The organism is Streptomyces gelaticus (assembly GCF_014649535.1).
Lineage (GTDB): Bacteria > Actinomycetota > Actinomycetes > Streptomycetales > Streptomycetaceae > Streptomyces > Streptomyces gelaticus.
The window spans coordinates 349387-369434 of the sequence record NZ_BMTF01000004.1 but is presented as its reverse complement, the minus strand read 5'-3'; the positions used below and the strand labels follow the sequence as shown (position 1 = coordinate 369434).

The window sequence follows — 20048 nt, the reverse complement described above, 5'->3', positions numbered from 1 at the left end:
CGGTCGCCGCCCGCGGTCTCAGTCGCTGCCGGTCGCCGTGCCGCCGTTCTCCAGGGCGTCGGCCGGGCCCGCCAGAGCCGCGTCCAGTCGGGCGCGCGCGCCTTCCAGCCAGTGCCGGCACACCTTCGCCAGCTCCTCGCCCCGCTCCCAGAGCGCGAGCGACTCCTCCAGCGTCGTACCGCCCGCCTCCAGGCGGCGCACCACCTCGATCAGCTCGTCGCGGGCCTGCTCGTAGCCGAGCGTGCCCGTGGTACCAGCCGCCGTAGTCGCGTCGTCCGTCATGCGTTCCACCCTACGTTCCGGCCCATGGCGGGCCATTGACCTCGTCCGTCCCTGCCCGCCGGAGCCTCCCCGGAGGCGGTCACTCGCCGACCCTTACGGCGAACTCGCCGCCCGAGACCCGGGCCCGGAGCACCTCGCCCGGTGCCCCCGCGTCCTCGGGCGTCCGTACGACATGGCCGTCCGCCCGTTGCAGCACCGCGTAGCCGCGCTCCAGCGTCGCCGCCGGTGACAGGGCGACCACCCGCGCCCGGGTGTGGGCGAGCTCCGAGTCCGCCCGGTCCAGCAGATGGCCCAGCACCCGCCGGCTCCGCCCGATCAGTGCGTCGACCTCCGCCGCGCGCTCGTCCACCATCCGCTGGGGATGCTCCATCGAGGGCCGGCCCAGGGCGTGCGCCAGGCCCCGCTCCTCGCGGTCCAGCAGTCCCCGCACCGTCCGCAGCGCACGGTCGCGCAGCTGCCCCACCCGGTCCAGCTCCTCGCCCACGTCCGGCACGACCTTCTTCGCCGCGTCGGTCGGCGTGGAGGCGCGCAGGTCCGCGACCAGGTCGAGCAGCGGGGAGTCCGGCTCATGGCCGATCGCCGACACCACCGGCGTACGGCAGGCGGCCACCGTCCGGATCAGCTGCTCGTCGGAGAACGGCAGCAGGTCCTCCACGCTGCCGCCGCCCCGCGCCACGATGATCACGTCGACATCCGGGAGGTCGTCCAGCTCCTTCACCGCCTGGACCACCTGATTCACCGCGTGCACACCCTGCACCGCCGCGTTGCGCACCTCGAAGCGGACCGCGGGCCACCGTCGCCGGGCGTTCTCCAGCACATCGCGCTCGGCCGCCGACGCCCGTCCGCAGACCAGGCCGATCAGCTGCGGCAGGAACGGCAGCGGCTTCTTCCGGTCGAGCGCGAAGAGCCCCTCCGAGGCCAGCGACTTCTTCAGCTGCTCCAGCCGGACCAGCAGCTCGCCGATGCCGACCGGCCGTATCTCCGTGGCCCTGAGGGACAGCTGACCGCGCGGCGCGTACCACTCGGGCCTGGCCAGGACGACGACCCGCGCCCCCTCCGTCACCACATCCGCGATCCGGTCGAATACCTGCCGGAAGCAGGTCACGCTCACCGAGATGTCCTGCGAGGGGTCGCGCAGGGTCAGGAACACCACCCCGGCGCCCGGCCGCCGCGACAGCTGGGTGATCTGCCCCTCGACCCAGACCGCCCCGAGCCGGTCGATCCAGCCCCCGATGAGCCGTGACACTTCACCTACGGGCAGCGGAGCTTCCGCGGACGTCTGGAGAGCCATGCGAGCGAGCGTATCCGCCCCCACCGACAATCGGGCGGCACGCACGAAGCCCGCGCCGCCCCGGCCGCCCCCGGCTCAGGCCCTGCGCCGCCCCCACTGCAATGCCAGCACCACCAGCCCCACCCCGAACCAGCACAACCCCACCACCTGGGCGCTCCAGGTCGCCTCCACGATCACCGCGATCAGCACCCCCGCACCCACCACCGGCACCAGTACATGCCGCCACCAGCTCGGCGGCCCCTCCATCCGGCGCACGACGAACCAGCCGACCACCGACGCGTGCAGCAGCACGAAGGCCGTGAGCGCGCCGATGTCGACGACCGACACCAGATGATCGAGCCCGTCGGCGCGCCGGGCCGCCCACACCGCGGCGATCAGCGTCACCGCCGCGGCCAGCAGAATCGCCGGCCGCGGCACCCCGGACCCCGGGTCGACCCTGGCGAGCACCCGCGGCAGCCGCCGCTCCCTGGCCATCGCGAAGAGCAGCCGGCCCGCCGCGGCCTGCCCGGCCAGCGCGGCGAAGGCCGCCCCGATCGCCTTGCTCACCGCCACCAGATCGTGCAGCCAGCTCCCGACCGCCGAGTCCACCGTGTCGTAGAACGCCGACCCCTGCGCGGCCGGATCGGCGGCCAGCTGCGCCGACGTCATCGGTTCGAGCAGCGCCGCCAGATATGCCTGCGCCACGAACAGCACACCCGCGAGCACCAGACAGAACAGCAGCGCCCGCGCCACCTTCGCCGAGCCCCCGGTCACCTCCTCCGCGAATGTGGCGATCGCGTCGAAGCCCAGATACGACAGCACGGCCACCGACACCGCCCCCAGCACCGCCGCCGCGGAGAAGCCGGAATCACCGGTGAGCGGAGTCAGCCAGCCGCGCTGCGCCCCGTCCCGTACGAGCACCAACACCGCCGACGCCAGGAACACCAGCAGCACCACGATCTCCATCGCCAGCACCGCGAAGCCGACCCGGGCGGCGGCCCGCACACCCCAGAGATTGAGCAGCGTGGTGACGACGACGGCGAGCGCCGTCCACACCCACCGCGACACCGACGGCACCAGCGCGTTGAGCGCGATCCCGGAGAAGAGATAGGCGACCGCCGGGATCAGCAGATAGTCGAGCATCGCCATCCACCCGGCGACGAACCCCGCCCCCTCCCCGAGTCCCTTGCGCGCGTACGCGAAGACCGAACCCGCCAGCGGGGCGACCCGCACCATCTGTGCGTAACTGAACGCCGTGAACGCCATCACCACCGTCGCCGCCACGTAGACCAGCGCGACGGCGCCGTCCGACTTCGCGTCGAGCGTGCCGAACACCCCGACGGGCGCCATCGGCGCGATGAACAGCAGCCCGTAGACCACCAGATCCCGGAAGCCGAGCGTCCGCCGCAGCCTCCCGCCCTCCTGGTGCGCCCCCGCAGCCCCCGCCGCCTCCGTGAACCCGCCCCCGCCGCCGCTCTCCGACATGAGCCCTCCCTCGACCGCGTACGGATCAGTCCCGCCCGGACCGCGTACGGATCAGTCTCGCCACCCGGCCGATCTTCCGCGCGTTCGACTCGGCCTTACGATGGGTCGCATGACTGCTACGACACCTCGCCGCGTCCTGCTCGCCGCTCCCCGTGGCTACTGCGCGGGCGTGGACCGTGCCGTGATCGCCGTGGAGAAGGCCCTGGAGCAGTACGGCTCCCCGGTCTACGTACGCCACGAGATCGTCCACAACAAGTACGTCGTACAGACCCTGGAGAAGAAGGGCGCGATCTTCGTCGAGGAGACCGCGGAGGTCCCCGAGGGGTCGATCGTGATGTTCTCCGCGCACGGCGTCGCGCCGACCGTGCACCAGGAGGCGGCCGAGCGGAAGCTCGCCACGATCGATGCGACCTGCCCCCTGGTCACCAAGGTCCACAAGGAAGCCGTCCGCTTCGCGCAGGACGACTTCGACATCCTCCTGATCGGCCACGAGGGCCACGAGGAGGTCATCGGCACCTCCGGTGAGGCCCCCGACCACATCACGCTGGTCGACGGCCCCGAGGACGTCGCCGGTGTCGAGGTGCGCGACCCGTCCAAGGTCGTCTGGCTCTCCCAGACCACGCTCTCCGTCGACGAGACCATGGAGACGGTCGGCGCGCTCAAGGAGAAGTTCCCGCTGCTGGTCTCGCCGCCCAGCGACGACATCTGCTACGCCACGCAGAACCGCCAGATCGCGGTGAAGCAGATGGGCGAGGACGCCGACCTCGTGATCGTCGTCGGCTCCAAGAACTCCTCCAACTCGGTCCGCCTGGTCGAGGTCGCCCTCGGCGCCGGTGCGAACGACGCCCATCTGGTCGACTTCGCCGAAGAGATCGACGAGGCCTGGCTGGAGGGAGTCTCCACGGTCGGCGTCACCTCCGGGGCGTCGGTTCCCGAGGTCCTGGTCGACGGCGTCCTGGCCTGGCTGGCCGAGCGCGGTTTCGAGGACGTGGAGATCGTGAAGGCGGCCGAGGAGTCCATCACCTTCTCGCTGCCCAAGGAGCTTCGCCGCGATCTGCGTGCCGAGGCCGCCGCACTCTCGGAGAAGTAGCGCCCGGCATCGGGGCGTTCCGGGAAGTGGGCCGGGCCGCCTGCCCGTACCGTGGACTGCATGCAGATCTTCGGCGTGGACATCGGCGGATCCGGGATCAAGGGCGCTCCCGTGGACCTGGACCGCGGAGACCTGGCGCAGGAGCGCCACAAAGTACTGACACCGCACCCGGCCACGCCCAAGGACGTGGTCGAGTGCGTGGCCGAGGTCGTCGGCCATTTCGACTGGTCGGGCCCGGTCGGCGTCACCTTCCCGGGCGTCGTCACCGGCGGTGTCACCCGTACCGCGGCCAACGTCGACAAGGGCTGGATCGACGCGGACGCCCGCGGACTCCTCAGCGAGCGGCTGGGCCTCCCCGTCACCGTGCTGAACGACGCGGACGCCGCCGGTGTCGCCGAGATGACGTTCGGCGCGGGCCGGGGCCGCAAGGGGACCGTGATCATGCTGACCCTCGGTACGGGGATCGGCAGCGCCCTCTTCGTCGACGGCCGGCTCGTCCCCAACACCGAGCTGGGCCACCTGGAGCTGAACGGCCACGACGCGGAGAAGCACGCCTCCACCAAGGCCAAGGAGGACGAGGACCTGAGCTGGCACCACTGGGCGCACCGGGTGCAGAAGTACCTGACCCATGTGGAGATGCTGTTCTCGCCCGAGCTCTTCATCATCGGCGGCGGGGTCAGCCGCAAGGCCGACAAGTTCCTGCCCCTGGTCGAGCACGTACGGGCCGAGATGGTGCCGGCGGAGCTCCAGAACAACGCCGGCATCGTGGGCGCCGCAATGGCGGCCGCGGACCGCTGAGGACTGCTCTTCACCGCCGCGGGCGGCGCGGTCCCTGCGAGGAGGGGCGTGCCGTCTGCGCGGCGAGCGGCGTGCGGCGCTGCCGCTGACGCATCAGCCGTACCTTGCGTACGGTCGCGATGAGCCCGGCGATGAGCGTTCCGCCGTACAGCCATCCGGCGTGCACGGCGAGCGCGGTGACGACCGCCATGGTCTGTCCGCCGAAGCCGCCCGTGCCACCGGCGATCGGGACGACCCCGACGGCGAACGCGATCGGCATGATGATCGGCGCCGTCACCAGGTCCGCGGGCCGCACCCACAGCGCGGTCAGCGCGCTGACCGGCAGGAACAGCACCCCGAACACCAGCGACGAACCGTCGAGGACCAGCAGGTCGAGGCAGGCGATCGCGAACATGGTGGCAGCGGCGAAGAGCCCGGCCCCGATGCCGGTCAGCCGGGGATTGGGCAGTCTCCGCAGCGCGAGCACAACGGGCGGCACGGGCCGGGAGCGGCCCTCCGGCGCGCTCACCACCCGGTAGACGGTCGCGGCCTCCTCGATGGTGCCCTGCGGGGACAGCGGGGCCTGGCGAGACTGCCTGCGCTGCGGGGGACGTGTCCTGTGCTGCTCCACCGGGACAACGTAGGTCGCCGGGCGGGAGGAAACAGGTGCGGGACACGCCCTTTGGGCGACCTAGGGGATGAGTTCGATGCCACACGGCGGAACGGGAACCGGATCAGCACCCGACCGGACCCGTGGGTACCCGGTTGCCCCCGCCCGTAAACTGGAGAATCGGCCCGCCTGGGCCCGCAGCGTTCCCGCCCACCGCCTCACTCCTCAGGAAGTCGCCAACGTGTCGCTCACGATCGGAATCGTCGGCCTGCCGAATGTCGGCAAGTCGACCCTGTTCAACGCCCTGACCAAGAACGACGTGCTGGCGGCCAACTACCCGTTCGCCACGATCGAGCCGAACGTCGGCGTCGTCGGCGTCCCGGACGCCCGTCTGAACAAGCTGGCCGAGATCTTCGGCTCCCAGCGGCTGCTCCCCGCGACGGTCGACTTCGTCGACATCGCAGGCATCGTCCGCGGCGCCTCGGAGGGCGAGGGCCTGGGCAACAAGTTCCTCGCGAACATCCGCGAGTCCGACGCGATCTGCCAGGTCATCCGCGCCTTCAAGGACGAGAACGTCGTCCACGTCGACGGCAAGGTCTCGCCCAAGGACGACATCGAGACGATCAACACCGAGCTGATCCTCGCCGACCTCCAGTCCGTCGAGAAGGCCGTCCCGCGCCTCACCAAGGAGTCCCGTCTCCAGAAGGAGAAGGTCGCGGTCCTCGCCGCCGTCGAGGAGGCCCAGAAGATCCTGGAGTCCGGCCAGACCCTCTTCGCCGCGGGCATCACCGCGGGCACCGAGAAGGGCAAGCTGCTCCACGAGCTGCACCTCCTGACCACCAAGCCCTTCCTCTACGTCTTCAACGTCGACGAGGACGAGCTGGTCGACGAGGACTTCAAGAACGAGCAGCGCGCCCTGGTCGCCCCGGCCGAGGCGATCTTCCTCAACGCCAAGATCGAGTCCGAGCTGATCGAGCTCGACGACGACGAGGCCCTGGAGCTCCTCCAGTCCATGGGCCAGGAAGAGCCCGGTCTCGCCACCCTCGGCCGCGTCGGCTTCGACACCCTGGGCCTGCAGACCTACCTCACGGCAGGCCCGAAGGAAGCCCGCGCCTGGACGATCAAGAAGGGCGCCACGGCCCCCGAGGCGGCCGGTGTCATCCACACCGACTTCCAGAAGGGCTTCATCAAGGCGGAGATCGTCTCCTTCGAGGACCTGGTCGAAACCGGCTCGGTCGCCGAGGCCCGCGCCAAGGGCAAGGCCCGCATGGAGGGCAAGGACTACGTGATGCAGGACGGTGACGTGGTGGAGTTCCGCTTCAACGTCTAATACGTTCGGCGAAAGGCCGTCTGACCTGCGGCGGAGTGGGTTGGGCGGCCTTTGCGGTCCGCACAGAGTCCGCAGCGTGCTGACTTCGTTCAGCGCGCGGGGGTAGCGGCTACGCCGCTTCGTCGACCTGCGGCTGGGCATCGGCGGACTGGTCCGCGTACGCCTTGTCGACGGCGGCCCGGGTCCGCTCCTCGGAGTCGGGCCACAGGTGGGTGTAGATGTTCAGCGTCATGGCCGCGTTGGTGTGGCCGAGGCGCTCGGAGACCGTCTTCACGGACTCGCCGTGCTTGATCAGCAGGCTGGCGTAGTGATGCCGGAGAGCGTGGGGTCCGGTGCCCTTCGGTATGCCGGCCTTCGCGCAGGCGGGCCGCCAGGACCCGTCCATGAAGTGCGTGTAGACCACGGGCCCGCCTTGCGGCGCCGTGAAGATCCAGCTCTCGGGCCCATCGGCGGGGAAGTCCCGCAGGTGGGCCTTCATCGCATCCACCGCCACGCGGGGGAGTGGGACCGTGCGGTGCGAGCGAGCGGTCTTGGGCGGGCAGACGTACACGCCGTGCTTGGCAGTCTGCTGGATTTGCTGCTCGACCGAGACGGTCGCGTGCAGCAGGTCCACGTGCCGGAGCTGGAGGCCGAAGAGTTCGCCGGGGCGGAGCCCGGTGGCGGCGCCGAGCAGCACGAGGCCCTTGTAGCGGGCGGGTATCTTCTCGGACAGCGTCCGCACCTGCTCGACGGCCAGCGGCACGACTTTCTTCCGGGGCACCGAGGGCAGCTTCGCCTCGGCGCACGGGTTGTGGGGGATCATCCGGTCACGGACGGCCGCCCGGAAGACGGCGTTGACCGTGTTGAAGACCGTCCGTGAGGTGCTGGCGGCCAGCCCGTGCGTGGTGGTCAGGCTGGTGACCCAGCTCTGTACGTCGCCGGGCTTGATGGCGCCGAGTGCCCGCTTCTCCCAGGCCGGGTAGACGTAGCAGCGCAGGTGCTGGGCCACTGCCTTGGCCGTGGAGGGCCGGTGCGGCTGGATGGCCCGCCATTCCTCCGCGTACTCCTTGAAGGGCTTCTTCGCCGATCGCGGGTCGACGTACTGGCCGGTGACCATGCTGGCCGTGACCTCGTCGATCCACCGCTGGGCGTCGATCTTGCGGTCGAAATGGCGGGCGTGCTCCTTGCCGTCGAGGTCGCGGTAGCGGGCCCGCCATTTGCCGTTGGGGCGCTTCTGGATGTTGGCCAAGTGGCCTCTCCTTCGTGTTGGTTGTCAGTAGTGGCCGCCGTCCTCGATGTCGCTGCTGAGCGTGCGAGCGTCGCGCTCGTCGCCCATGAGGCGGAGGCACTGCTCGTGGATGGCCCGCGAGTTGTCGGGATGCGCCTTGATGTGGTCGGCGATGGCGACCACGGCGCGGTGCAGGCGGTCGCGCGCGTCTCGGGTCTCGTAGAACGCCTCGACGGCCTCTTGGACGAGGCGCCGGCTGTCGATGTCGAGCCCCTCCAGGGGCGGTGACATCAGCTCTTCGAGGGGGAGCTCGAAGACGCGGGAGAAGGCGAGGGCCTCGTCGAGGTTGATGCGCCGGCGGGGGGTGCCGTTCTCGATGCGCCAGACCGCTGTCTGGTTCATCTTGATGCCGGCTCTGGTCACCCGCTCCGCCAGCTCGGTCGTGCTCCACCCTCTGACCTCGCGCTCCAAGGCCACGCGCGCGGCCACGTTCCCTTCGCTGTAGAGCAGCGGCACCTCGCCGCCCTCGGGCCTGTCGCCTGCCATCGAACCTCCATCATCACCGCTATCCCAATTGAAACATGAGCTTCCCGATTTGGGTAACCGCCGATCCTGGGGTACAACTCTATGCAGATCGAATCGCCACCTAGCTGAATGGGAATGCACGCGATACCTGACCACCGCAGAGGTCGCCGAGCGCTACCGCACAGCCGAAAGCACCGTCCGCTATTGGCGCCACATCCAGAAGGGGCCGCGCGGCATCAAGATCGGCAAGCGGGTGCTGTACCCGGAGGCCGAGCTGCTGCGCTACGAGCGCACGCTGATCGACGGCCAGGAGGAATGGGGCCTGGCCTCGTGAGCCACCGACAGGCCCAGACACAGCAACGGCCCCCGGCGCGCCAACGCCGAGGGCCGGAGATTCCCCTGCACGTCGCCCATCCCTGAACGAACGAACCGGTGAGGGGCGAGACCTTGCCCGTCCCGTCCCTCACCTGAGAGGAACGTCTATGGAGGACCCTACGTCCACCGCCGCCCCGAACGCATCCGAGGTTGTCTGGCCCACCCCCGCGGTCCCCGGCCAGGGCATCCCCTGGCGCAACGGGGACCGAACGGAGTCACGGTCCCCTGCTTCGATGGGTGTTCCGGTCGGGGACCGAAACTCCGCCAACGCGGCACCTGTGCAGGTCAGCGCCTTGGGGACCGGTCCCGCCGATCCGGACACCGGGGACCGGACAGTGACTTCAGGTCCGCCGGTCCCCGAGCCCGGTCCCCGAATTCCGGGCGAGCACGGCGCTTTCCGGGCCGATGGTGAGAGCCACGGTCCCCACACATCTGCGGGGACCGTGGTCCCCGACGGCGGATCGGGGACCGGGGACCGCGCTGGTACGGGCGGCGAGACGGCCGACGAAGGAGCCGCGCTGCTGGATGATCTACGTGCGGCGATCGGCCGGTACGTCGTGCTGCCGAGCGAGGAGGCCCTGACGGCGGTCACGCTGTGGGTGACGGCCTCCCACACTCAGCCCGCCCTCCAGCACGCACCGCGCCTGGCGGTGGTGGGCCCGACCAAGGGATGCGGTAAGTCCCGCGTCCTCGACGTACTCCACGAGACCGTGTACCAGCCGATGATGACGGTGAACACCTCGCCTGCAGTGGTCTTCCGCGTCATCGGCAAGAACCCGCCGACTCTGCTGGTGGACGAGGCCGACACCATCTTCGGCCCCAAGGCCGGCGATAAGGAGGACCTGCGCGGCCTGCTGAACGCCGGGCACCAGCGCAACCGCCCGGCCTGGCGAATCTCCGGCCCGGAACACAAGCCGACCGCGTTCCCGACCTTCGCCATGGCCGCGCTAGCCGGGATCGGCGACCTGCCGGACACGATCATGGACCGTGCCATCGTCCTCCGCATGCAGAAGCGCAAGCCCGGCGAGAAGATCGCTGCCTTCCGCTCCCGGTACTCCGTCCCGGAACTGAACGCGCTGCGCGACCGACTGACCGCGTGGCTGACCCCGCTGCGCGGGGCAGCGGAGCGGCTGGTGCCGCCGATGCCGGTCGAGGACCGGGCTGCGGACACCTGGGAGCCACTGGTCATCGTCGCCGACCTGGCCGGCGGACACTGGCCCTCGCGGGCCCGCGCCGCCTGCCTGACGATGACCCGCAATGAGGTGGTCCAGGACGAGCAGACGACGCTGAAGACCCGGTTGCTCCGGGACCTCCGCCGCGTCTTCGAGCAACAGGGCGACATGGAGGCGCTGCGCAGCCACGACCTGCTCGCTGCCCTCGCCCAGGACGCCGAGGCGCCCTGGGCCGAGTACGGAACGAAGGGCCTGAACGCCTACCACCTGGCCAACCTGCTGCGCGACTTCGGCATCAGCCCGGCCAACCACCGCTTCGAGAACGGCAGGCAGGCCAAGGCATACGCCCGTAACCAGTTCCTCGACGCCTGGGCCCGCTACTGCCCCGACCCCGCCCAACCGGCCCCCGCAGCCGCCGAGGCCGTGCTCGCACATCGAGCCCAGGGCAAGCCACCGGCCCCTCTGTCGGGGACGCTGCCCATCTGCCCGCCCGGCGGGCCTGCCGGCCCCAGGCCCACTCGCTGACACCAGCTCCGTATCAATCCGTCGCATCCGTTCCCGCGCAGGTCAGCGCGGGGACGGAGTTCCTTGCCGATACGGATCACTCCGTACCTGCGACCGCCTCCGTACCTGTCCTGACCAGCTACGGGACGGATGCAACGGACGTGACGAAGCCCCACCCCACACGACCACCGGAGCACCACCATGCCCGAAACGAACACCGACAACGCCCCCACCCGCCGCCGCAAGCGAATCTTCGGCCTGACCCGCCGATCAGCAGCAAGCTGGAGCGAACGAGCCTCTAACGAGGCTTCGTCCGCGCTTGCCCCAGCCCCAGGGGTGGCGGAGGAGAAGGCCGAGCGCCAGGGGGCGCCCGAGCCGGAGGAGGGCATAGCCGAGACCAGCCGCCCGCCCGCACCCGACTCCGTCGCCCCAAGCACTCAGCCGCCTGCCGATGTCCAACCACCCGTCGAGCAGCCCTCCTGGCGGGACCTCGATGCCCCCACCCTGCCCGCGCTGATGAACCGCAAGCGCACGGTGGAGAAGCGCGACCAGGAGAAGACCATCCGCTTCACCCTGACCGCGGTCCGGGTGATCAGCGCAGCCGCCCACCAGCGCGGTCAGAAGTTCGCCGGATTCGTCGGCGACGCCGCCCTCGCCGTCGCCCTCGGCAAGGCAGGACTGGTCGGCAGCCCGGAGGACGATCCTCTCCGCCCGCTGATCGAGGCCATCGAGGCACACACGGTCGCGCTGAACCGCATCGGCGGAAACCTCAACCAGATCACCGCAGCCATCCACCGAGGAACGGTGCCCGAGCGCGCCGAGGCGGTGCTAGACCGCGTTGAGCAAGCGGCCGAGAACAGCTACCGACTGATCGACGAGCTCCTGACGGAGGGCACCGCGCATGGTTCCTGACGTCTCCACCGGCTCCGACACCCGCGGACTGATCGCCTACCTCTTCGGCCCCGGCCGCCGCGACGAACACAACGACCCACACATCGTCGCCGCCTGGGACATGGCCGGCGCCCCCGACCCCGGCCGCGACCCGGCAGCCACCTACACCCAGCTCGCCAAGCGCCTCGACCACCACATCGACCTGCGCACCCGCGAACTGGGCGGCAAGAAACCACCTCAGCACGTCTGGCACTGCCCGGTCCGCACCGCGCCCGGCGACCGCTACCTCACCGACACCGAGTGGGCCGAGGTCGCCCGCCGCATCGTGCACGCCACAGGCATCGCCCCAGAGGGCGACGACAAGGCATGCCGGTGGATCGCCGTACGCCACGCCGACGATCACATCCACATCATGGCCACCACCGTCCGCGCCGACGGACGCCGCCCGCGCACCCACCACGACGGACAGCGGGCCCAAGCCGAGTGCCGCAAGATCGAGGCCGAGTTCGGCCTGCGCCGCCTGAAGTCCGGCGACCTCACCGCGCCCCGCACTCCCACCGGCGCCGAACGCGCCAAGGCCGAGCGCCAGGGCCAGACGGTCACGGCACGGCAGTGGCTGCGCGAGCAGGCGTACGCGGTCGCCGCAGCCGTACGTACCGAAGCCGACTACTTCACCGTGCTGCAGTCCCTCGGTATCAAGGTCAAGACACGACTCGGCCCCGAGACCGGCGACGTGATCGGCTACAGTCTCGCCGCACCTGGCGACACCAACGCGGCAGGCGAACCCGTCTGGTACGGCGGCTCGAAGCTCGCCCCCGACCTCTCCATCAACCGCCTGCGCGAACGCCTCCCCGACCAGGAGGTGGCCGACCGCCCGCGGTATGTGACGGACCCCGCCGAGCCATGGCGGCACACCACTGCCGCAATACAAACGGCGCACACCGTCCTCGACTCCGGTGACGATGCTGCCGCCCAGGGCTACCTGGCCGCCTTCGGCGATGCCCTGTACAACATCGCCAGCGCCACGACCGGCCCTCACCGGGCGGAACTGCGGGCGGCGGCGATGGCGTTCAACCGCGCCCGCCGTTCCGCCACCCGCGCCGACCACCAGGCCGCCACCGCCCTGCGCAAGGCCGCCAAGGAGCTCGCCTACGCCTCCAGCCAGCCGGGCGGGCTCGCCGTCGCCCTGCTCTTCGCCACCGTGCATCTGACCCGCGCCGCTGCCAAATGGCATGAGCAGCGCGGCCACGATCAGCAGGCCGCTGCGGCCGAAGAAGCCTTCCGCCACCTTCAGGCGGGCTACCAGCAGGCCGCCGCACCCGTCTTGGCGGACTTGGCCCGCCGCGCACCGCGAGCCGCGACTGCCAGCCGCAACGAGCAGGACGTTCGTGCGACCCTCCCCGACCACGCGGACCGGATCCTCACCGACCCCGCTTGGGTCGCCCTGACCACAACCCTCGCCCACGCCGAGACCGCTGGCCACAATCCCCGACGCCTCCTGGCCGAGGTGGGATCCGGACGAGAGCTCGACAGTGCGGAGTACCCCGCTGAGGTCCTCAACTGGCGCATCACCGCTCAACCGAACCGGCAGACGCAAGCGGCTCGCAGGCGAAGTACGGTCAGCGGCACGTCGTCCATGTCCGCCATACCAATCTCACCGGCCACACCAGTGGGCACGAGGCCCGAAGGGCACAGTCGGCACCGCTGACCCCGGCCAGATGCCCCCGCCACGCATCGTGGCGGGGCACCGGGTCGAGTTCAATGGAAGCTTCATGATGGTGCTGCCCTCTGCGGCCCTCACGATGATCGCCGCGGCCGTAGCCGCCCGGCAGCCCCAACGTCGTGATCACCACTGCTCGGGCTACGCGCGAGCTCACCCGCGGGGCGGACCTTCCGTCAGACGCTGTGACCCGGGCTTCGTTGGGCTGAGGTCGAGAACGGGTCAGGATTGTCAGACCGATCATCTACTGTCAAAACCTGATCAGTTCTCAACTGATCTGCTGGCCCGGAGACTTGTATGAGGTGTGCGACGTGGATGTTCCGTACGAGGCACGACTGCGCGACATGCTGGCCGACCTCCTGCCGCTCATCGAGCCGAGCCTTCGGTTGATTGGCACGGAGTACCCGCTGCCCAATGCTCATGGAACACGCGGGCGTATAGACATCCTGGCCCGAGACGGCCACGGGTCGTGGGTGGTGATCGAATTGAAGCGATCCGACTCGACCTCGGCCCGCGCCCTTCATGAGGTCACGAAGTACGCCGAGCTGTTGCAGCAGGAGTTGGGGCTCCGCAAGGACCGCATCCGCGCGATGATTGTCTCCACCACTTGGCACGAACTGCGCGTCCCGGTGAGCAACATGGCGAGAGACTGGTCCCACGATCTCCGCGGGTACCAACTCACATTGGACGACAACGGCGTCCCTGTACGCGCGGACCGGGTGGAATTTCTCGAAGCGGCGGTGCCGCCTCGGGTCACCCCGCATCACTTCATCTACTTCTACAACTCCCCGGAGGAGCGATCGAAAGGCTGGAACGAAATTCTGGCCGCATCCGCCGAGGCGGGAGCACATGATCTCCTCGCGGCGGACTTCCGACGCATCTCACAGAAAGACCTTGTGGTCGCACCGTACGGCCTCTATTTTGCAATTGGGCGTCTGGACCCCGATGAAGCGCCAGCATGGCTCGATGGCAATGAGGCGGATTCGTACGAGGAAACTGGGGGGTATCCCCTAGAGTACTCGGCCCTTTGCCATATCACCCGGCATGTCTTCGCAGCTGGCTATGATACGGCCCGCCCCGGCGTGCTCCGGCATCTGGCGGAGGACCCGCACTGGGAGATTGAGGGCTATCGGGCGGCAGGTGAATTCGAGAAGCGCACTTCGCTGGACGAGCGAGATCTTCTCCGCGACCTGAACGGTGACGAAGAGGGAATTGGCGAAGTCCTCTACACAGGCTCCGCGCGTACCACGGATCGTGGAAGATGGCCGGCTTTCCGGGAGGAGAGCAGGATGTGCTTTGCGGGGAATCCCGATTGGGAGAGGCTCGTGGGACGGTGGCTGGACGACGTCTCGGCTGATGCCGTAGAGCGGGATGTCATGCTCCACGTGTACAACCCCTGCGACCTGATTCGATCCCTGGTGCACGGGTGGCCTGACAAGCTCTCAAACCTTGTTCCGATGGCCTTTGGAGCGGCACTTACCCAGGATGGCGTCAACCGCACGATCCATGGCTCGCTCTATTGGGACGGCATTCCGCACACCAATGTGACTGACCGGGTAAGGTTGGTTTATCGCGACGCTATGCACTGGCAGGCCCACCGACTCATGGATGCGGCCTGGGTCACTGATCTTGATCTCCTTAACCTTCTCGGTCTTCGTTACGTACTCATCGAGCAGATTGGGGGAAATCCATTGAACATCTCCGAGGCGCGCGAACTCCGACTACACTTCGTAAAGGACGCGAACCTCTGCACACTACCGATCCCCTGTGAGGGGTCGCAGCTGCGCGACGCTGGCTGGAACGGCGCCTACTCGCTCGATACATTCCTGGAAAAGTACAGAGATCAGTTTGATGCAATGATTTCGACATATCGATCCGGATTTCATTTGGAGCCCTGATGTTCCACAGCGATCGGCCAACGGGTCACCTCGCGCGATCACTAGAATCCGGAGGTCATAGGGGCAATCCCCTGGATGGTTGATAGATGCCAACAAATTGCTGGTCGAGAGCAATATAGATGAGTAATTTTCGTTGGCGGGTCAATAGAAAATCGATCTCAACGGCGCAAGTCCCCACTATGGAACGCCGAAGCCGCCGCCACCGCTCCGCCGCACGCGCCTATGCCCCCGGCCACCCTGGATGCAGTCGGCGGTGCCCAGGCGCAGGCAGCGCCCACAGTGCACCCTGATGCCCTCGCTGCCTGCGGCAGCGAGGGCATCAGTCGTCAGGCGGCACGGGCTGCCGGCAGCTGCGAGACCCACGTCGTGACCTCGGTCAGGTGCTCGGGTTGCAGCCCGATGCGCGGGTCGGGCTGAACGAGAAGGGTCGCCGTTCCCTTGGCGGTGCGCTCTGCCGCCCAGGCGTGGTCGAGGCCGGTGAAGTCGTCGTCGATCCAGACGGCGGGGGCGTCTGCCAGCCAGGCATCGACGTGGTCGCGTTTCCACAGGTACCCGTTGGGGTGACTGGTGGTGATCTGGGGACGCGGCAGGTCGACGTGGGGCAGAGGCGGGAGTCCGAGGAGCGGTCCGATCAGGGTGGTGGCGTTCTGCCGCCAGCTGGTGCACCAGACCGGCGTGACGAGACCCGTACTGATCACGTCCATGAGCATGGGCCCGTGAGCGGGGTCGAGCCAGACGGTGACCGGGTCGTCGGTGTTCCGGCCGGCGGGGACGACGTCGTGGCGGGCGTGGGCGGCCGGGGTCGAGCCGCCCGCGTCGGGAAAGGGTATGAGGACGCCGTCGATGTCGAGGAGCAGGTAGGGCGGACGCATAGGTTCCTCCAGGGGAGGCCGGGGCGGATGGCTCGTCAGAGCTTGCGAGCGCGGATCAGCAGGGTGGTGGGCCAGTGGCCCATGCGGGGGTCGTAGAACTCCTGGGCCGAGGTGAGCCAGAACCCGGCTTGGCTGAGGTGCCTCTCCCAGCGGGCGGTGTCGAACTCCCAGCGGGCAATGGGGAGCCGGGTGCGGTCAGGAAGGGTGACGAAGTCGCGGCGGGGTCGGTCGTCGCCGGAGGGGCTGCGGCCGCCGCGCTGCGGGTGCGGAGCGGAGAAGGCAAGCACCCGGCCGGGAGTGAGGCGTTGGGCGATGGTCGGCAGCAGGAGTTCAGGAGCGACGAGCCCTACGGCGCCGAAGACGGAGTAGATCGCGTCGAACTGTTCGTCGGAGGCGTGCAGGTAGTGCAGGGCGTGGTCGGCGACGAAGGTGAGGTTGTTCAGCCGTCCGTAGTGGGAGCGGGCGCGGCGGATCTGCAGGCCGACCAGATCGACCCCGGTGACGCGCGCCCCATGCCGGGTGGCGAGGTGGGCGGCGTTGTGGCCGGGGCCGCAGCCAAGCTCCAGGAGCCGCTTACCGCGCAGGTCGGGCCCGAGGGCATCGGTGCCGGGCCCTTGGCCGGGTCTCGTGGTCCATTCCATCCGGGCGGGTACGGAGAGAGGTTCGGCGAGTCCGGTGGCGGTGCGCTGAGCGGCGTGGGGGTGCCATGGGGATGCCTGGGCGAGCACGTCAGATCTCCAGGAGGTGGAGGACGCCCGTGAGGTGGCGACGGACCGCCTTGAGGTATGCGGGGTCGGTGTCCGGGTCGTTGATCCAGCGGATGGACTGCTCCATGAACCACTCGACGGCCCACATGCGGTGCCAGCCCAGGGCCCAGTTCTCGGCGGTGAGCCCGCCGCGCGGGACGAGGGCGTCGGGGGTGCCGCCGGCGGTGACGTACTGCTCCAGGAAGACGCGCAGGCGCACGGGGTGCGGGGGATCGATGGTGCCGTGCCAGCTGGCGAGGTCGAGCAGGCCGGGGCCGGTGAAGGCGCGGGCGAAGTCGAGCAGCCGCCACCCGTGCTTGCCGATGTGGAGGCTGGTGGGGTGGAACTCGGAGTGCACCCAACCGAACGGCGCCAGTGTTGCGCCTGCCGCGCGGGCCTCGGTGGCCTGGGCGATCTGGTCGAGCGCGTCCTCGACGTCATCGGCGTCCTGCCACCGGTCGGCCTTACGCAGCCGTTCGAGATGCTCCAGCGCCCGGGCCGGCAGCGTGCGCAGCCGCTCCTGGTCGAGGACGGGCAAGGGCGGAGCCGTACGGGTTCCGTGCAGGACCACGGCCGCGGCGACGCCGTCGAGGTCGTCGGCCTCGCGGACGGACGCTCCGAGGTCCTCCATGAGCATGCCGAGCCAGCCGTCCAGGACGGCGGAGGCGTGGATCTGGGGGACGGGGACGCCGAGGGTGTGGGCAAGACGGAGGGCCTGGTCCTCGCAGTCGAACGGCTTCTTGGCGTACTTGAAGACGGCCGTGGAGCCGTCGCGGAAGGTCACGCGCTCGACGCCGGACATGGACCACACGCGTACCTCCTCCCGTACGGCGGTGGTCTGGCCAGCCACGGTGAGCAGGCTGTCGAGGAGTTCGGCGCTGGGGTTCGCGGTCACGTGGGGCTCCGGGGGATGGTGGCGTCCGGGGCGGGCGAGGAGTGCCGGCCCGCCCCGGAGCCTGATCGGGTGGGGTTACGCGGCGGGGTTCACGCGGTGGGCATAGACCTGCTCGATCCAGCCCGCCTTGAACGCGGCGAGGTCGTCACGGAAGTTCGCCATCGAGGCACCGTAGGGCGCGACCACGCCGCCGGATTGGTCCGGCACGGACTGGCACCCGTGCACGAGCCGGCCACCGAGCGCGGCGTGGGCCTTGATGGACTCGATCCGACGGTGCTCGTTGAACCAGCCGCCGTGGTAGACCTCGTCGAGCATCCCGCCCATCTCGTCGTCCAAGTCGAAGACGACGGAGGTGGCGGCGGGGAAGAACCAGCACGGGCCGACGTTGGAGATGTGCCCGTCGAGCTCGACCTTGTTGAGCGCCATGAGCGTGGCCGCCTCGCGGAGCATCCGCAGGTGGTCGGCGGTGATCTGCGGCAGGCCGAGGCCGGCCAGGTGCTCGTCGCGGAAGAGGTACGCGTACACCTCGTACGCGGTGGCCAGGACACGGGCGGCGTCGGAGGTCGACTCGCTGTGCTGCTTGATGAAGTCGAGCGCGAGCTGCTCGACCGCGCTCTCGGTCGTCTCGTTCACGTCCAGGAGTTGGGACTTGACCAGCTCCCAGTCAGCGACGAGCCAGGTGCTCGACTCGAAGCGGAAGAAGTACTCGGCCGGGTCGATCGTGATGCGCCGGCCGTCGACCTGGGTGCCGGGCAGGCGGCTCCAGCGCGGGTCGAATGCCTCGGGCAGCCCGACCGTGATGGCCGTGGTGTCGATGGTGGTCACCGTGTCTCCGTCTCTGATCGGCCAGGTTCGGGCACAGGAATGCCCGAGCCTGGTGTGGGCGTACGGAACTTCGGGGTGCCGCCCGGACCAAGGGGGAGCCTGGATCACGGTCGCGCCGTTCCGGGCGGCTGCTGATAAGTGAACCGGTGGTCACGCTCAGTGGGTACGGTGGAAGGCAGTTGAAGCGGTATACGCGGTTTACAGCTCCGGAGTGGAGGCGATCGTGGCGGCGCCGAGAGAACCCAACTCCCGTCTACGCGACGTCATCGCGGCGGTCGACTGCACCTACGAGGCCCTCGCCAGAGACGTGCGACGCATCGCCGCAGAGAACGGCGAGATCCTCCAGACCAACAAGTCGGCCATTTCTCACTGGGTGAACGGCATCCGTGCCCCGTCGGGCCGGGTAGGTCAGTACCTGGCCGAGGCGTTGTCCCGCCGAGCAGGACGCACGGTCACCCAGACCGAGATCGGCCTCCAGGTCGGTGATGACGAAGAGCCGACGGAATCCGACCCCGTGCTCGCGGTCACCAACCTGGGCCGCGCCGACGTCGAGCGCCGCCGCTTCCTCGCCATCGCGGCCTTCACCACCGCCGGCGTTGCCATGCCACTCGGCTACGACCACGAAGCCACCGCCCGCATGCTCCGCGCCCGCACTGGCACATCCCTGGTCGGCGTAGAGGACGTGGACGTCGTACGCCAGATCACCGCGGCCTTCAGCGCCGCCGACGAGCGCCTCGGCGGCGGCCACGGCCTGACCACCGTCACCGCGTACCTCGCCGACACCGCTGCTCCCATGCTGCGTGGGCGCTTCCCCAGCGAAGTCTTACGCCGGGCAGCCTTCGGCGCCGTAGCCGAACTCGCCTACCTCGCAGGGTGGAAGCACCACGACCTCGGCCAGGAAGGCCCCGCCCAGCGCTACTACCAGGTCGGCTACAAGCTCGCCTGCGAAGCCGACCCCCACGGCCACGCCGCCTGGATGATGCGCGCCCTCGCCCACCAGGCCCTGAGCCTCAAGCAGCCCCACCACTGCGTCGACCTCGTCGAGGGCGCCCTCCGGGCTGGACTCGGCCACGTCGACGGCCAGACCGAGGCCCTCCTTCACATCACCCACGCTCGCGCCTACGCCGCCACCGACGAGAACGCGTCGGCCGCACGCGCCCTGCTCGCAGCCGAGGACGCCCTCCTACGTGACGACGGTCCTCAGCCCAGCTACTCCCGCGTGAGCGGCCGCCGGCACCGTGGCCAGCCACACCGCCCGCACCCTGACCGACCTCGCCGACCACATCGGCACCGAGCAGCAGCACCGGGACGCCCTCACCCGCTGGGACCCGGAGAAGTACAAGCGCGTCCACGCCCTCACCCACGCCGACCTCGGCGATAGCCTCGCCGCTCAGGCCCGCGCCGACGAGGCCGTCGCGGCCTGGACCCAGGCCCTGGTCCTCATGGAGGGCATGACCTCCGATCGCACCCGCAAGGCGATCACCTCGATCCGCTCCACCCTCGCGGTCTACCAGCGGCGCAAAGTGCCCGGCGCTGCCGATCTCGCCCGCCGCGCCCGCGAGGCACTCGCCTAA

At 69.6% G+C, this 20048-nt stretch carries 18 protein-coding genes and 1 pseudogene; 9 read left to right on the top strand and 10 right to left on the bottom strand.

Annotation, left to right across the window (positions count from 1 at the left end; translation table 11 throughout):
• Nucleotides 1–18: 18 nt before the first annotated feature.
• The 3 genes from IE107_RS08495 to IE107_RS08485 form a co-directional block, all read right to left on the bottom strand.
• Nucleotides 19–282 (bottom strand): exodeoxyribonuclease VII small subunit, encoded by a 264-nt coding sequence (locus tag IE107_RS08495; RefSeq protein ID WP_189542735.1) that lies wholly within the window; start codon nt 280–282, stop codon nt 19–21.
• A 79-nt stretch (nt 283–361) separates the two neighbouring features.
• A complete protein-coding gene (xseA, locus tag IE107_RS08490) occupies nt 362–1573 on the bottom strand; it encodes an exodeoxyribonuclease VII large subunit (RefSeq protein ID WP_189542733.1) in 1212 nt (403 codons plus the stop codon).
• 75 nt (nt 1574–1648) lie between these two features.
• The gene (locus IE107_RS08485; protein ID WP_189542731.1) at nt 1649–3037 is read right to left on the bottom strand and encodes an APC family permease; all 1389 of its coding nucleotides are present in this window, start codon (nt 3035–3037) and stop codon (nt 1649–1651) included.
• 100 nt (nt 3038–3137) lie between these two features.
• Here IE107_RS08485 and IE107_RS08480 point away from each other — a divergent pair, with 100 nt between their 5' ends.
• Both IE107_RS08480 and ppgK read left to right on the top strand, forming a co-directional pair.
• Nucleotides 3138–4127 (top strand): 4-hydroxy-3-methylbut-2-enyl diphosphate reductase, encoded by a 990-nt coding sequence (locus IE107_RS08480; protein WP_373302414.1) that lies wholly within the window; start codon nt 3138–3140, stop codon nt 4125–4127.
• A 60-nt stretch (nt 4128–4187) separates the two neighbouring features.
• On the top strand, nt 4188–4925 hold the full coding sequence (gene ppgK, locus IE107_RS08475) for a polyphosphate--glucose phosphotransferase (protein WP_189542728.1): 738 nt from the start codon (nt 4188–4190) through the stop codon (nt 4923–4925).
• 10 nt (nt 4926–4935) lie between these two features.
• On the opposite strand, the gene IE107_RS08470 is transcribed toward ppgK, so the two are convergent.
• Nucleotides 4936–5433, bottom strand: a complete 498-nt coding sequence (locus tag IE107_RS08470) for a DUF6542 domain-containing protein (RefSeq protein WP_189542929.1) — start codon at nt 5431–5433, stop codon at nt 4936–4938.
• A gap of 322 nt (nt 5434–5755) precedes the next feature.
• On the opposite strand from IE107_RS08470, the gene ychF reads away from it, so the two are divergent.
• On the top strand, nt 5756–6844 hold the full coding sequence (ychF, locus tag IE107_RS08465) for a redox-regulated ATPase YchF (RefSeq protein WP_189542725.1): 1089 nt from the start codon (nt 5756–5758) through the stop codon (nt 6842–6844).
• A 109-nt stretch (nt 6845–6953) separates the two neighbouring features.
• Here ychF and IE107_RS08460 read toward each other — a convergent pair whose 3' ends face one another.
• A complete protein-coding gene (locus IE107_RS08460) occupies nt 6954–8072 on the bottom strand; it encodes a tyrosine-type recombinase/integrase (RefSeq protein WP_189542723.1) in 1119 nt (372 codons plus the stop codon).
• 24 nt (nt 8073–8096) lie between these two features.
• Entirely contained in the window at nt 8097–8597 is a 501-nt protein-coding gene (locus tag IE107_RS08455; protein WP_189542721.1) for a helix-turn-helix transcriptional regulator, read from the bottom strand.
• A gap of 127 nt (nt 8598–8724) precedes the next feature.
• Here IE107_RS08455 and IE107_RS08450 point away from each other — a divergent pair, with 127 nt between their 5' ends.
• From IE107_RS08450 to IE107_RS08430, 5 genes are all read left to right on the top strand, one after another.
• Nucleotides 8725–8910, top strand: coding sequence for a helix-turn-helix transcriptional regulator (locus tag IE107_RS08450; protein ID WP_189542927.1), 186 nt, complete (start codon nt 8725–8727; stop codon nt 8908–8910).
• A 484-nt stretch (nt 8911–9394) separates the two neighbouring features.
• Nucleotides 9395–10648: a DUF3631 domain-containing protein gene (locus tag IE107_RS08445; protein WP_189542718.1), complete on the top strand. Its 1254-nt coding sequence runs from the start codon at nt 9395–9397 to the stop codon at nt 10646–10648.
• A 315-nt stretch (nt 10649–10963) separates the two neighbouring features.
• Nucleotides 10964–11539, top strand: coding sequence for a hypothetical protein (locus IE107_RS08440; RefSeq protein WP_189542716.1), 576 nt, complete (start codon nt 10964–10966; stop codon nt 11537–11539).
• Complete coding sequence (locus IE107_RS08435) at nt 11529–13226, top strand: relaxase/mobilization nuclease domain-containing protein (protein WP_189542714.1); 1698 nt, start codon at nt 11529–11531, stop codon at nt 13224–13226. The genes IE107_RS08440 and IE107_RS08435 overlap by 11 nt, the downstream gene beginning before the upstream one ends.
• A 323-nt stretch (nt 13227–13549) precedes the next feature.
• On the top strand, nt 13550–15136 hold the full coding sequence (locus IE107_RS08430) for an endonuclease NucS domain-containing protein (protein WP_189542712.1): 1587 nt from the start codon (nt 13550–13552) through the stop codon (nt 15134–15136).
• A gap of 326 nt (nt 15137–15462) precedes the next feature.
• Here the strand turns inward: IE107_RS08430 and IE107_RS08425 are convergent, their stop codons facing one another.
• The 4 genes from IE107_RS08425 to IE107_RS08410 all read right to left on the bottom strand — a co-directional run bounded on the left by IE107_RS08425 (nt 15463) and on the right by IE107_RS08410 (nt 18474).
• A complete protein-coding gene (locus IE107_RS08425; protein ID WP_189542709.1) occupies nt 15463–16008 on the bottom strand; it encodes an HAD domain-containing protein in 546 nt (181 codons plus the stop codon).
• Between the two features lie 35 nt (nt 16009–16043).
• Complete coding sequence (locus IE107_RS08420; RefSeq protein ID WP_189542707.1) at nt 16044–16736, bottom strand: class I SAM-dependent methyltransferase; 693 nt, start codon at nt 16734–16736, stop codon at nt 16044–16046.
• Between the two features lies 1 nt (nt 16737).
• Nucleotides 16738–17649 carry a phosphotransferase family protein gene (locus tag IE107_RS08415; RefSeq protein WP_189542705.1) on the bottom strand — a complete coding sequence of 304 codons (912 nt, stop codon included), beginning with the start codon at nt 17647–17649 and terminating at the stop codon, nt 16738–16740.
• Nucleotides 17650–17724: 75 nt separating this feature from the next.
• Entirely contained in the window at nt 17725–18474 is a 750-nt protein-coding gene (locus IE107_RS08410) for a hypothetical protein (RefSeq protein WP_189542704.1), read from the bottom strand.
• Between the two features lie 223 nt (nt 18475–18697).
• Here IE107_RS08410 and IE107_RS08405 point away from each other — a divergent pair.
• Nucleotides 18698–20048 (top strand): annotated as a pseudogene (locus IE107_RS08405) (NsdA family TPR-like regulatory protein).

Coding starts and splice junctions, on each gene's coding strand:
- IE107_RS08435 (WP_189542714.1), top strand. CDS start 11,529: ATGGTTCCTGACGTCTCCACCGGCTCCGACACCCGCGGACTGATCGCC.
- IE107_RS08495 (WP_189542735.1), bottom strand. CDS start 282: ATGACGGACGACGCGACTACGGCGGCTGGTACCACGGGCACGCTCGGC.
- IE107_RS08480 (WP_373302414.1), top strand. CDS start 3,138: ATGGGTCGCATGACTGCTACGACACCTCGCCGCGTCCTGCTCGCCGCT.
- IE107_RS08425 (WP_189542709.1), bottom strand. CDS start 16,008: ATGCGTCCGCCCTACCTGCTCCTCGACATCGACGGCGTCCTCATACCC.
- ppgK (WP_189542728.1), top strand. CDS start 4,188: ATGCAGATCTTCGGCGTGGACATCGGCGGATCCGGGATCAAGGGCGCT.
- IE107_RS08485 (WP_189542731.1), bottom strand. CDS start 3,037: ATGTCGGAGAGCGGCGGCGGGGGCGGGTTCACGGAGGCGGCGGGGGCT.
- xseA (WP_189542733.1), bottom strand. CDS start 1,573: ATGGCTCTCCAGACGTCCGCGGAAGCTCCGCTGCCCGTAGGTGAAGTG.
- IE107_RS08455 (WP_189542721.1), bottom strand. CDS start 8,597: ATGGCAGGCGACAGGCCCGAGGGCGGCGAGGTGCCGCTGCTCTACAGC.